This is a genomic window from Microbacterium sp. NPDC055903 (assembly GCF_053615555.1).
Window position 1 is genome coordinate 726,719 of sequence record NZ_JBSHCA010000001.1, and the last position, 12,599, is coordinate 739,317.

Here is a 12,599-nt window from a genome sequence, read left to right on the forward strand (position 1 = left end):
AAGGATGTTACATCGTGTGAAACTTTGTCAAGATACGTTCGATAACGAATGCGCAAACGCGTCCCACTCGGCGAGGCCGCCGCGTGGGTGCGCCGTTGCGCGCGGCGTCAGAGCACGGAGGGAAGCGCGCTGCGGTACGGCGCGAGTTCGTCCGACGCGGCGTCGAGCTCGGTGGCGAGGACCCCGACGCGGTCGAGCGGCACCGCCGCAGCGGTGGCGACGTCGCCGAGCTTCTCGGCGTGCGCGCCGATGACCACGCGGGCGGACGACCGGGCGAAGGCGCGCTTGAGCTCCGCCTCCTCGAGGGTGTCCTCGTAGCAGGCGCGCACATCGATCGCGGCCGCGGAGGCGAAGAAGGCGGCGAACCGCATGTTCTCGAGGAACGCCGTCGCCACGGGGCCAACGAGCGAGTCGGAGCGGCGGTCCGACTCCCCGCCCGTGAGGATGGCGGTGACACCCGGGCGATCCTGCAGCACTTGGAAGGTCGAGAGCCCGTTCGTCACGATCGTCAGATCGTCTGCACCGGCGATCGCCTGGGCGAGGCGGTTCATCGTCGTCGACGAGTCCATCGCGATCACCCCGCTCGTGGGCACGAGCGGCAGCAGCTTCTCGGCGATCGTCGCCTTCTCATCGGCGTGCGACCGCTCTCGCCCCTGAAAGCTGACGGGCCCGCCGTACACGGCTCCGCCCCGGACGCGCCGTGCGATGCCGCGCTCCTCCATCACCGTCAGATCGCGTCGAACGGTCATCTCGCTCACGCCGAGCGCCAGGGCTGCCTCGCTCAGCGAGATCGCCTTGGATTCCTGCAGCTGGGTGAGCAGCCAGTTCCAGCGCTCTTCGGCGGCGAGTGAGTTCACGGTCTCATTCTAGGAACTGCAGCCCGGAATTCACACGATCTCACATGAAGCCGCTGCCCCTCCGCATCCGGCTCGGATAGATTCCTAGCCATGGCACTCTCCGGAAACCTCGACGCCCAGCGCCGCAGAGACGAGCTCGTCGAGCTCGCGAACGGCCCGCAGGGCGTGCTCATCGAGGCGGCGGCAGAGCTCTTCTCCGTGTCGTCCATGACCATCAGACGAGATCTGCTCGAACTCGAAGCGGAGGGCCGCGTGCGGCGGGTGCGCGGCGGGGCGACGTCGGCGCCGAGGGCGCGCCCCTTCGACACCCGGCGGGCGATGCGCGCCGGCGCGAAGCGGACGATCGCGGCGAAGGCGCTGCGCTTCGTGCCCGACCGCGGCAGCATCGCCTTCGACGCCTCGACGACCATCAGCACCCTCGCCTCGACGCTCGGACCACGATCGGGCCTGAGCGTCTACACGAACTCCTACGAATCCTTCCAGGCGCTCCACCCCATCGACGGCGTATCGGCGGTGCTCTCCGGCGGGAGCGCGGAGCCGACGACGGGGAGCCTGATCGGCCCGGTCGCCCGACGCAGCATGAGCTCGCTGTACTTCGACGCGTTCTTCTCCTCGGCGGACGCCCTGGATGCCGCGGACGGGACCTCCGAGGTCTCGATGGAGGAGGCGGAGCTCAAGCAGGTGATGGCCGCGAACGCCGCGCTCACCATCGTCTGCGTGGATGCAGGGAAGCTCGGCAGGCGCTCGGTGGCCAGAGCCCTGGAGCGCGAAGAGATCTCGATCCTCATCACGGATCTCGACCCGGAGGACGAGCGCCTCGACCCGTACCGGGAGATCACCGAGATCGTCTGACCCCTTTCGGCGCATGTATCTTTCATGTTATCTTTCACATGAAGTAACAGCCATGACGCGCATCGACGCGCCCCGCATCCTCGCCCTGGAGAGCTCATGACCAATCCCACCGCCGCCGCCCTGATCGAGCGGTCGAACCGCCTGGGCGCCGACCCCAAGAACACGAACTACGCCGGCGGGAACACCTCGGCCAAGGGCACGGAGACCGACCCGGTCACCGGTCAGCCCGTCGAGCTGCTGTGGGTCAAGGGATCCGGTGGAGACCTCGGCACGCTGACCGAGCAGGGTCTCGCCGTGCTCCGCCTCGACCGGATGCGCGCGCTCGTCGACGTCTACCCCGGCATCGACCGCGAAGACGAGATGGTCGCCGCCTTCGACTACTGCCTGCACGGCAAGGGCGGTGCCGCCCCCTCGATCGACACCGCCATGCACGGGCTCGTCGACGCCGCGCACGTCGACCACCTGCACCCCGACTCCGGCATCGCGATCGCGACGGCGGCAGACGGCGAGGCGCTCACCGCGGCCATCTTCGGCGACAAGGTCGCCTGGGTGCCGTGGCGGCGACCCGGCTTCCAGCTGGGCCTGGACATCGCCGCCATCAAGGCGGAGAACCCGCAGGCCATCGGCACGATCCTCGGCGGTCACGGCATCACCGCGTGGGGCGACACCTCAGAGGAGGCCGAGGCCAACTCGCTGTGGATCATCGAGACAGCCGCGGCCTACATCGCCGAGCACGGCAAGGCCCAGCCCTTCGGCGGCGTGCGCGTCGGCTTCGAGGCGCTGGCGGATGCCGAGCGCCGCGAGCGCGCCGCAGCCCTCGCCCCCACGATCCGAGGGATCGCCTCGCACGACAAGCCCATGGTCGGGCACTTCACCGACGCGGACGTCGTCCTGGACTTCCTCGCCTCCGAGGCCGCCCCTCGCCTGGCCGCGCTCGGCACGAGCTGCCCAGACCACTTCCTCCGCACCAAGGTGAAGCCGCTCATCCTCGACCTGCCGGTCACGGCATCCGTCGAGGAACAGATCGCGCGCCTGCACGAGCTGCACGAGGAGTACCGGGCCGACTACCAGGCCTACTACGACGCGCATGCGACGGCCGAGTCCCCCGCCATCCGCGGTGCGGACCCGCTCATCGTCCTCATCCCAGGGGTCGGCATGTTCTCGTACGGCGCGAACAAGCAGACCGCCCGCGTCGCCGGTGAGTTCTACGTCAACGCGATCAACGTCATGCGCGGCGCGGAGGCGCTCTCGACCTACTCCCCCATCTCCGACGCCGAGAAGTTCCGCATCGAGTACTGGGCGCTGGAGGAGGCCAAGCTGCAGCGGATGCCGAAGCCGAAGTCGCACCAGGGCCGCATCGCCTTCGTCACCGGTGCCGCATCCGGTATCGGCAAGGCCATCGCCACCCGCCTCGCCGCGGAGGGCGCGTGCGTCGTCGTCGCCGACCTCGACCTCGAGAAGGCCAAGGCAGCAGCGGCCGAGCTCGGAAACGCCGACGTCGCGATCGGCGTCGCGGCGAACGTCGCCGACGCGGATGCCGTTCAGGCAGCGCTGAACGAGGCGGTGCTCGCCTTCGGCGGTGTCGACCTCGTCGTGAACAACGCGGGTCTCTCGCTGTCCAAGCCGCTCCTGGAGACCACCGAGAAGGACTGGGACCTGCAGCACGACGTCATGGCGAAGGGCTCGTTCCTCGTCTCCAAGGCCGCCGCGAAGGTGCTCATCGACCAGAAGCTCGGCGGAGACATTATCTACATCTCCTCCAAGAACTCCGTCTTCGCCGGTCCGAACAACATCGCCTACTCGGCGACGAAGGCCGACCAGGCGCACCAGGTGCGCCTGCTGGCCGTCGAGCTCGGCGAGTACGGTGTGCGCGTGAACGGCATCAACCCCGACGGCGTCGTCCGCGGCTCCGGCATCTTCGCCTCCGGCTGGGGCGCCAACCGCGCGGCCACGTACGGCGTCGCCGAGGAGGACCTGGGCCAGTTCTACGCGAACCGCACCATCCTCAAGCGCGAAGTCGTGCCCGAGAACGTCGCGGATGCCGTCTACGTGCTTACCGGCCCTGAGCTCAGCCGCACCACCGGCCTGCACATCCCGGTCGACTCCGGCGTCGCCGCCGCCTTCCTGCGATGACGGCCCCCGAAACATCGACACCACGCCGAACCGGCGGCAAATCGACGCGGGTTCGGCGTGGTGTCGCAGTCTCGCTGAGGGGGTGCAGCCGATGAGCCGCGCGGTTGCCGCGGTCGATCTCGGCGCCACCTCCGGTCGCGTCGTGATCGGCCGCATTGGCCCCGACACGCTCGATCTCGAACTCGTCACCCGCTTCCCCAACGGCCCGGTCGAGCGCGTGGACGGCCTGCACTGGGACTTCGGCGCCCTCTACGACCACATCGTGGATGGCCTCGCCGAGGCCGTCCGGCGCGAGCCCGCGATCGAGAGCATCGGGATCGACTCCTGGGCGGTCGACTACGGTCTGCTCCGCGGAGGCGAGCTGCTCGCCGAGCCGTTCCACTATCGGGACGAGCGCAGTGAGCGCGGCGTCGAGCTCGTGCACGCGGATGCTCCCTTCACGGAGCTGTACGCCCGCAACGGTCTGCAGTTCCTCCCGTTCAACACGCTGTACCAGTACCGCGTCGATGAGCAGATCGCGGAAGCCGACACGGCACTGCTCATCCCGGATCTCGTGGCGCACCTGCTCACCGGCGCGGCGGTCGCGGAGCGCACCAACGCCTCCACGACCGGCCTGCTGGGCGTTCGCACGTCCGACTGGGACCTCGAGCTCGTCGAGCGCCTGAGCATTCCGGCTGGCATCCTGCCTCCGCTCGTCGATCCAGGCACCGTGATCGGTTCGCTCCGCCCTGAGCTGGCGGCGCGGATCGGCAAGGAGCTCCCGGTGATCGCGGTCGGATCGCACGACACGGCATCCGCCGTCGTCGCCGTACCGCTGTCGTCGCCGGATTCGGCGTACATCTCCTGCGGCACCTGGGGCCTGGTCGGCGTCGAGCTGACCGAGCCCGTGGTCACGGATGCCGCGCGAGAGGCGAACTTCACGCACGAGCTCGGAGTGGACGGCCGGTTCCGGTTCCTGCACAACGTGACCGGTCTCTGGCTGCTCAGCGAGACGGTCCGCGCCTGGGAGGCGGAGGACGGTTCGTCCATCGACCTGCCGGAACTCCTGGCTGCCGCAGCCGCCGTGACGGAGGACGTGCCGCTGTTCGACGCGAACGACCCATCGCTCAGCGCACCGGGCGACATGCCAGCGCGCATCGCAGAGGTGCTGCGCGCCGCGGGGGCTGAGGCTCCTCAGGGGCGTGCGGCGTTCGCACGGACGATCGTCGAGTCGATCGCGGATGCTTTCGCGCACGCCGTGCAGACGGCGGCGGAGCTGTCCGGCAGGGAGATCGACAGCATCCACCTCGTCGGCGGCGGCTCGCTGAACCGCCTGCTCTGCCAGGCCACCGCCGACCGCTCGGGCCTTCCCGTCCTGGCCGGTCCCGTCGAGGCGACGGCGCTGGGAAACGTGCTCGTCCAGGCACGCGCCCTCGGCGCGGCTCCCGCCACGCTGGAGGAGCTGCGCGCCCTCGTCGCCCGCACGCACGAGCCGGTGAGGTACGACCCGGCCTGACGAGAAGCACGCCGTCGACGACACACTTGTCGGTCGAAGTCACAGATGTCGGTCGGAATCGCGGATTTCGACCGACATCTGTCTATGGGTCCGACATCCGTACCGCCCACGCGGCAGACGAAACGGCCCCCGCCGCGGAAGCGACGGGGGCGGTTCGAAAGGCGACTCAGAAGTCGAAGTCGCCGATGTTGTCCGCGTCGAAGACGAACGGGTCGCCCAGCAGCACGACGCCGTCGGCGCCGACCGTGTACTCGCCGAGGTCTCCGGCCTCGAAGGTGTCACCCTCTTCACCGGTGATGTCGCCCTGGATGAGGGCGGCCGCGGCGTAGGCCGCCAGGTAGCCGAGATCCTCCGGGTTCCACAGCGCGAACGCGGTGACGGTGCCGTCCTCGACGTACTCGCGCATCTGGTTCGGGGTGCCGAGGCCGGTCAGAGCGACCTGACCCTTGTAGTCCGAGGTGGACAGGTAGCGCGCGGCAGCCGCGACGCCGACCGTGGTGGGCGAGATGATGCCCTTCAGGTTCGGGTGCGTCTGCAGCAGGGCAGCGGTCTTGTCGAACGACGTCTGGTCGTCGTCGTCGCCGTACACGGTCTCGACGAGGGTGATGTCGGGGTACTCGCTGGCGAGGTATTCCTTCATCAGCTCGATCCACGCGTTCTGGTTGGTCGCGTTCGCGGATGCCGACAGGATGGCGATCTCGCCGGCTCCGCCGATCTGCTCCGCGATGAGGTCGACCTGGACCTTGGCGATGCCATCGGCATCCGCCTGGTTGATGAACAGGTCACGGCAGTCCGTGTTCGTGTCGGAGTCGAAGGTGACCACCTTCACACCGGCGTCGCGGGCCTCGTTGAGCGCATCGCAGATGGCCTGCGGGTCGTTCGCCGAGACGACGAGCGCGCCGACACCCTGCTGAGTCGCGGTGTTGATGTAGCTGACCTGCGCGTCCGGCGTGGCCTCGGCGGGGCCGACTTCGGCGAAGGTTCCGCCGATCGCCTCGACGGCTGCCTTGCCGCCCTTGCTCGAGGTGTCGAAGTACGGGTTGCCGAGGTTCTTGGGCAGGAACGTGATCGAGAGGTTGTCGCTCGATCCGCCCTCAGAACCGCCCTCGGAGCCGGTCGAGCCGGTGTCGGCGCAGCCGGTCAGCACGAGTGCTGCGGCCACCGCCACGGCCGCGAGGGCCGTGACGCGCTTGCGTGCAAACTTCATTGTTCTTCCTTTCGTGACGATCACCGCAGGCGGATGCCCGAGATGAGGGGCCGCCTCATGGTGCGGGAGAGGCTGCTGGACGGAGGGGTGGCCCCGCCTTCGCCCGTACGCGTTGCGCCCAGGCGAGGACGCTGGCCGCGACGACGGAGAAGACGAGCAGGCCGCCCGTGATGATGTTGATGACGTCACTGGTGACGTAGGCGAGGCGGAGGGCGCTCGAGAGCACCCCGATGAGCAGCACCGCGGCGACGACACCGTGCAGGTGCCCTCGACCGCCGAACACCGAGACCCCGCCGAGGACGACCGCGGCGATCACCTGCAGCTCGAGACCTGTGGCGTTGTCGCCGCGGGCGCTGCCGAAGCGCAGGGTGTAGAAGATCCCCGCGAAGGCGGCGACGAGACCGGCGAGCACGAAGAGGATGAACTTGGTGCGCTCGACGTCGACGCCGGAGAACCGGGCCGCGTCCTTCGAGAGGCCGATGGCGAAGATGCCCCGGCCGAAGGGGGTGAAGTGCAGGATGACCACGAAGATCACGAGCAGCACGAGGAACGGGATCACGATGTAGGGGATCTGCGTGCCGGCGATCTTGGCCTTGGCGAGTGCGGTCCACGTCTCGGGGAAGTCGGTGACCGCCGTCGTGCCGAGCAGGCCCACGGCGAGCCCGCGGAACAGCGCGAGTGTTCCGATGGTGACCGCCAGCGAGGGAAGGCCCACCACGGTCACGAGGAACCCGTTGAACGCGCCTCCGACGACGCCGACGAGGAGCGCGATGATCGCGGCGACCTCGAAGGGTGTTCCCGCCTGCACCAGCACGCCGGTGACGACGCTGGACAGGCCGACCATCGACCCCACGGAGAGATCGATCTCGCCGGTGACCATGACGAGCGTCATCGGCAGCGCGATGAGCAGGATCGGTGCGACATCCAGCAACAGGTAGTTGTACGTGATCGGCTGGGCGAAGCCCTTGATCGTCGCCGAGGAGACGATGATCACCAGTGCCAGCAGGCCGATGATCGCGAACTCGCGGGTGAGGAGCACCCGCCGCCAGAGCGGCCGGTCGTAGTCGCGGATGACCCGCGTCGTCGTGGTGGTCGCGGTGGTCATGATTCGTCCCTCGCCTCGATGAGCCGACGTCTCTGCCGTACCGCGAGGACGCGGTCGAGCACGATGGCCCCGATGATGAGCACGCCGACGACGGCGCGCTGCCAGAAGTCCGGGATGCCGAGGATCGGCAGCGCCCTGTTGATGGTCATGAGCAGCATGGCGCCGATCGCCGCGCCCCAGACGGAGCCGACGCCGCCGGTGATCGCGATGCCGCCGATGACCGCCGCGCCGACCGCGTCGAGCTCCCAGCCCGAGCCCGCCTGCGAGGAGATCGATCCGTAGCGCGCGGCGTAGAACACGCCGGCGAGACCCGCGAGCGCTCCGGAGAGGATGAACGCGGTGAGCACGCGGCGGGTGACCTTGAGCCCGTACAGCTCTGCGGCGGCGGGGTCGGACCCGATGGCGTAGTACTCGCGCCCGCCTCGCGTGTTGCGCATGTACCAGGCGGCCGCGGCGAGCACGATCACGGCGATGATCGACAGCACGGGGATGGTCAGCACCTGCTGGGTGCCGAGGCCGAGGAACTCCTTCGGCATGTCGGAGGGGTTGATCCGGTCACTGCCGGTCCATACGACGTTGATGCCGCGGTAGGCGTAGAGCGTGCCGAGCGTGATGACCATGGCCGGGACCTTGGCGTAGGCGACCAGTGCGCCGTTGACGAGTCCGAGGAGGGCGCCGAACACGACGGCGGCGATGACGACGACGATGATCGGGATGCCTGGCACGTCGATGAACAGCCGGCCGGTGAGGTAGGCCGTGAGCCCCATCACCGAGCCGACGGACAGGTCGACGTTGCGGGTGATGATCACGATCGCCTGCCCGACGGCGACGAGCACGAGGATCGACGGGGTCAGCAGCAGGTCGCGCCAGCCGTCCGCGGAGAACAGGAAGTTCGGGTTCTTGACGGTCGCGGCGATGACGACGAGGACGAGGGCGGCCAGGATGCCGATCTCGCGGGCACGGCCGGAGCCGCCGAAGGCCTTCTTCTTCGCGGCCGCGGGGGCCGGGGCGGTCAGGGTGCTCATGCGTGCTGCTCCGATGCGTGGGTCGCGGCGAACATGACGTTCTCGCTGGTGGCGTCCGCCCTGTCGATCTCGGCGGTGATCCTTCCCTCGCGCATGACGAGGACGCGGTCGGCCATGCCGAGCACCTCGGGCAGCTCAGAGGAGATCATCACGATGCCCATTCCCTCTCCGGCGAGCTGGGAGAGGAGGCGATGCACCTCGGACTTGGTTCCCACGTCGATGCCGCGGGTCGGTTCGTCGATGATGAGCACCTTGGGGTCGGTGGCGAGCCATTTGGCCAGCACCACCTTCTGCTGGTTGCCGCCCGAGAGGGTCGCGGCGACGGTGTCGAGGGCGTGGGTCTTCACCTCGAGGCGGGACGCCCACTCCTTGGCCGCGCGGTTCTCGATGCCGGTGGTGATGAGGCCCCACTTCGCCAGGCGCCGGCGGATGGCGAGGGCGATGTTTCCGCCCACGCCCGCGTCGATCACGAGCCCCTGACGGCGACGGTCCTCGGGGACGAGGGCCAGCCCTGCGCGCATCGCGGCGGTGGGGTTGCGGCGGGGCACGGTGCTGCCGAGCATCCGCACCTCGCCGTCGCGGTAGCCGTCGACGCCGAAGACGGCACGGACGACTTCGCTGCGCCCGGCACCCACCAGGCCCGCGAGTGCGACGATCTCACCGGAGCGCACGGTGAAGGAGATGTCGCGGAAGACGCCGGGGTTCGTGAGGCCCTCGACCTCGAGCAGCGGCGCGCCGATCTCGGCATCCTGCTTGGGGAACAGCTCGGTGACATCGCGCCCGACCATCTGACGCACGAGCTCGTCGACCGTCGTCTCGGCGATCGCGGTCGTGGCGATGTACGCCCCGTCGCGCATGACGGTGACGGTGTCGCAGAGGTCGAAGACCTCGTCGAAGCGGTGCGAGATGAACAGGATCGCCCTGCCCTCGTCGCGCAGGCTCCGGGCGACGGCGAAGAGCCGGTCGACCTCGACGCCGCTGAGGGCAGCCGTCGGCTCGTCCATGATGAGCACGCTGGCATCGAGCGAGATGGCCTTGGCGATCTCGATGATCTGCTGGTCGGCGATGGAGAGGCCGTCGGTGATGCGGTCGGGATCGAGGGTCACACCGAGCCGGGTGAAGATCTGCTCGACCTCGACGCGCATGGCCCTGCGGTCGATGCGCCCGACGCGGTTCACCGGCTGGCGGCCCATGAAGATGTTCTCGGTGACCGACAGGTCGGGGAAGAGCGTCGGCTCCTGGTAGATCACGGCGATGCCCGCCGCCTTCGACTGCGCGGTGCTCGTGAAGTCGACGTCCTCGCCGTGGAGGCGGAAGTCTCCCGAGTCGCGCCGGTAGAGCCCCGCCATGATCTTCACGAGCGTGGACTTGCCCGCACCGTTCTCGCCGATGAGGGCGTGGATGGAACGCGGCTGCAGCGTGAGGCTGCCGGAGCGGAGCGCGACGACGGGTCCGAAGGACTTCACGACGCGATGCAGCTCCAGCGCGGCGCTCGCTGCGCTGCCTGGGGATACTTCGTCGACCACGGGCGGGTCCTCTCCTTCGAGGCGGATGAATGTGAACCGGATGAACTATACCTGAATCGATTCAGGTGCGTTTCAGGCTAGTGTATGTCACACCGGCACGAGGTCAACACCTCCTGCCGGTGGGTATCGAATCGTGATCAGCGCCGACGACGAGAGGAGAGCGCATGTCCGTCAGCATCCGTGACGTGGCTCAGCGCGCCGGTGTGTCCGTCGGCACCGTCTCGAACGTCCTGAACCGCCCGGACGAGGTGTCCAGCGATTCCGTGCAGCGCGTCACCAGAGCCATCGACGAGCTCGGATACGTGCGCAACGACGCCGCACGGAAACTGCGCGCCGGCGTCAGCACCACGGTCGGGTTCGTCGTGCTCGACGGGCAGAACCCGTTCTACAACGACGTCGTCCGCGGCGCCGAGGACGAGGCCTCCAGCCACGGCATCGCCATCCTCTACGGCAACACCGATGAGGATCCATCCCGCGAGAAGGTCTATCTCGACCTGTTCCGGGAGCAGCAGGTGCGAGGCCTGCTGATCGCGCCGTACGGCGACGTCATGACCCAGTTGCGCAGCTTCCGCTCCAGCGGTATCGCGACCGTCCTGGTCGACCGGTTCAGCGCGGACAGCGGCTTCTCATCCGTCTCCGTCGACAGCGTCGCGGGAGGGCGGCTCGCCGTCGAGCATCTCATCGACGTCGGACGGCGTCGCATCGCGTTCGTGGGCGGGCCGTTCGACATGCGCCAGGTCACGGACCGACTGGCCGGGGCACGCGCCGCGGCGGAGAACGCCGCCATCCGCGTCGATCTGGAGGTCGTCGCCACCGCCGCGATGACGGTCGAGGAGGGAGCCGCCGCCGGAGCGCGCCTGCTCTCCCGCCCGCCGCGCGAACGCCCGGACGCCGTCTTCGCAGCCAATGATCTCGTCGCCCTCGGCCTGCTGCAGTCCCTCGTCGCCGGCGGTCGGATGCTCGTCCCCGACGAGATCGCGCTGATCGGATTCGACGACATCCCCTTCGCCGCGGCTGCCGCCGTGCCGCTGTCATCGATCCGCCAGCCTGCACGGATGATCGGACGCACCGCGCTGCGGGTCGTACTGGAAGAGGCGGCGGACCCTGCCAGCATCCCCCGTCAGACCGTGTTCCCGCCCGAGCTCGTCGTCCGCCGGTCCACCGGCGGCTGAGCTACTACCTGCCGTTCCCGTTCGAGCAGGTCTTCTGGGCGACCGTCGTCCCCGAGACCGACGACGGCAGCTCGACCGCCGTCTGTGAGGGAGTGGGCGTCGCGCTCTGGGAGGGCGCGGGCGACGGTGTCCCCTGCTCCTCCTCGACGACCACGCCGTCGTACTTCGTGGCCTCATGCGTGATCTGCAGGGGCTGATTCGATGCGATGGCCTCGAAGAGATCGTCCGCTGCCGAACGAATCGGCACGACGCGGTCAGGATCGGACGAGTCCGCCGCGACAGGGTACTTCAGGAAGACGATGTCCTCGTAGGGCACGTCCTTCACGGCGAGGGCGATCTGCGCGATCATCACCGGGTTCGCCAGGGACGTGCTGGGCTCGACGTTGCTCAGGCCGACGTTGGCGAGCTTCAGCATGGTGCCGACGTCTCCCAGCGTCTCCTCCGATCGCAGCTTCCTGACGAGGGCGTTGAGGTAGACCTGCTGGTTGCCGATGCGGGCGAGGTCGCTCTCGCCGACGAGGCCGTGACGTGTCCGCAGGAACTGCAGGGCCGAGAGCCCTTCGAGCGTGTGGTCGCCGGCCGGGAGATCGAGACCCGTGTGACGGTCCCGGATGCTGTTCGCGAGGCAGACCTCGACGCCGCCGATCGCGTTCGTGATCTCGATGACCCCGCCGAAGGTGACCGATGCGGCGAACGGGATCTGCTGGCCTGTCAGCTCCGAGATCGTCTTTACGACGCAGTTCAACCCGCCGCGGTCGTACGCCGTGTTGAGCTGCGCACGGCTCACCGCGGACCGCGTGTTGCCGTCCTCATCGGTGCACGACGGCATCCCGATCAGCAGGTCGCGCGGAAAGCTCACCGCCGTGATGCGGCGCGGCTCATCGGAGACGTGGATGAGCATGTTCACGTCGTTGAGGGTGCCCTGCGCATCCGGTCCCTCGCAGCGCTCCTCGAACAGGTACGCGTACTCCTGCTCGCAGGTGTCCACGCCCGTGAGCAGGAGGTTGAACCCGCCCTCGTACGCGGCGATGTCCGGCGGAAGCGACTCGGTGCCCTCCAGCTCGACGGCGTCCGACGTGACCTCCGTGACGAGCGTCGCTCCGACCGCGGCGACGATCCCGAGACCGCTGACGGCGAGCACCAGCGCGCTGACACCGATGAGTTTCAGGAGCTGACCTGCCGCCCCTGGTGACTCCAGTTGGCCGTGGCGCGCCACCGTTCGACGCT

At 68.8% G+C, this 12,599-nt stretch carries 10 protein-coding genes; 4 read left to right on the forward strand and 6 right to left on the reverse strand.

The features are described from left to right. Nucleotides 1-107: 107 nt before the first annotated feature. Nucleotides 108-857 (reverse strand): DeoR/GlpR family DNA-binding transcription regulator, encoded by a 750-nt coding sequence (locus ACWGJP_RS03305; RefSeq protein ID WP_452328325.1) that lies wholly within the window; start codon nt 855-857, stop codon nt 108-110. Nucleotides 858-947: 90 nt separating this feature from the next. Between ACWGJP_RS03305 and ACWGJP_RS03310 the strand changes: the two genes are divergently transcribed. From ACWGJP_RS03310 to ACWGJP_RS03320, 3 genes are all read left to right on the forward strand, one after another. Further along, a complete protein-coding gene (locus ACWGJP_RS03310) occupies nt 948-1,709 on the forward strand; it encodes a DeoR/GlpR family DNA-binding transcription regulator (RefSeq protein WP_452328326.1) in 762 nt (253 codons plus the stop codon). 96 nt (nt 1,710-1,805) lie between these two features. After that, nucleotides 1,806-3,842 (forward strand): bifunctional aldolase/short-chain dehydrogenase, encoded by a 2,037-nt coding sequence (locus ACWGJP_RS03315; protein WP_452328327.1) that lies wholly within the window; start codon nt 1,806-1,808, stop codon nt 3,840-3,842. A gap of 91 nt (nt 3,843-3,933) precedes the next feature. Then, the gene (locus ACWGJP_RS03320; RefSeq protein WP_452328328.1) at nt 3,934-5,337 is read left to right on the forward strand and encodes a rhamnulokinase; all 1,404 of its coding nucleotides are present in this window, start codon (nt 3,934-3,936) and stop codon (nt 5,335-5,337) included. Nucleotides 5,338-5,503: 166 nt separating this feature from the next. Here the strand turns inward: ACWGJP_RS03320 and rhaS are convergent, their stop codons facing one another. The 4 genes from rhaS to ACWGJP_RS03340 are packed head-to-tail and all read right to left on the reverse strand — an operon-like array spanning nt 5,504 to nt 10,200. Next, nucleotides 5,504-6,544 carry a rhamnose ABC transporter substrate-binding protein gene (rhaS, locus tag ACWGJP_RS03325; protein WP_452328329.1) on the reverse strand — a complete coding sequence of 347 codons (1,041 nt, stop codon included), beginning with the start codon at nt 6,542-6,544 and terminating at the stop codon, nt 5,504-5,506. A gap of 55 nt (nt 6,545-6,599) precedes the next feature. After that, nucleotides 6,600-7,649 (reverse strand): ABC transporter permease, encoded by a 1,050-nt coding sequence (locus ACWGJP_RS03330; protein ID WP_452328330.1) that lies wholly within the window; start codon nt 7,647-7,649, stop codon nt 6,600-6,602. Then, on the reverse strand, nt 7,646-8,674 hold the full coding sequence (locus ACWGJP_RS03335; protein WP_452328331.1) for an ABC transporter permease: 1,029 nt from the start codon (nt 8,672-8,674) through the stop codon (nt 7,646-7,648). The genes ACWGJP_RS03330 and ACWGJP_RS03335 overlap by 4 nt, the downstream gene beginning before the upstream one ends. Further along, entirely contained in the window at nt 8,671-10,200 is a 1,530-nt protein-coding gene (locus tag ACWGJP_RS03340) for a sugar ABC transporter ATP-binding protein (protein WP_452328332.1), read from the reverse strand. The genes ACWGJP_RS03335 and ACWGJP_RS03340 overlap by 4 nt, the downstream gene beginning before the upstream one ends. Nucleotides 10,201-10,364: 164 nt before the next feature. Between ACWGJP_RS03340 and ACWGJP_RS03345 the strand changes: the two genes are divergently transcribed. Then, on the forward strand, nt 10,365-11,372 hold the full coding sequence (locus ACWGJP_RS03345) for a LacI family DNA-binding transcriptional regulator (RefSeq protein WP_452328333.1): 1,008 nt from the start codon (nt 10,365-10,367) through the stop codon (nt 11,370-11,372). Nucleotides 11,373-11,376: 4 nt separating this feature from the next. On the opposite strand, the gene ACWGJP_RS03350 is transcribed toward ACWGJP_RS03345, so the two are convergent. Further along, entirely contained in the window at nt 11,377-12,588 is a 1,212-nt protein-coding gene (locus tag ACWGJP_RS03350) for an LCP family protein (RefSeq protein ID WP_452328334.1), read from the reverse strand. Nucleotides 12,589-12,599 lie beyond the last annotated feature (11 nt).

What these genes read in the sequence shown, in the direction of transcription:
- rhaS (WP_452328329.1), bottom strand. Translation starts at nt 6,544, where the DNA reads ATGAAGTTTGCACGCAAGCGCGTCACGGCCCTCGCGGCCGTGGCGGTG.
- ACWGJP_RS03335 (WP_452328331.1), bottom strand. Translation starts at nt 8,674, where the DNA reads ATGAGCACCCTGACCGCCCCGGCCCCCGCGGCCGCGAAGAAGAAGGCC.
- ACWGJP_RS03310 (WP_452328326.1), top strand. Translation starts at nt 948, where the DNA reads ATGGCACTCTCCGGAAACCTCGACGCCCAGCGCCGCAGAGACGAGCTC.
- ACWGJP_RS03345 (WP_452328333.1), top strand. Translation starts at nt 10,365, where the DNA reads ATGTCCGTCAGCATCCGTGACGTGGCTCAGCGCGCCGGTGTGTCCGTC.
- ACWGJP_RS03315 (WP_452328327.1), top strand. Translation starts at nt 1,806, where the DNA reads ATGACCAATCCCACCGCCGCCGCCCTGATCGAGCGGTCGAACCGCCTG.
- ACWGJP_RS03320 (WP_452328328.1), top strand. Translation starts at nt 3,934, where the DNA reads ATGAGCCGCGCGGTTGCCGCGGTCGATCTCGGCGCCACCTCCGGTCGC.
- ACWGJP_RS03330 (WP_452328330.1), bottom strand. Translation starts at nt 7,649, where the DNA reads ATGACCACCGCGACCACCACGACGACGCGGGTCATCCGCGACTACGAC.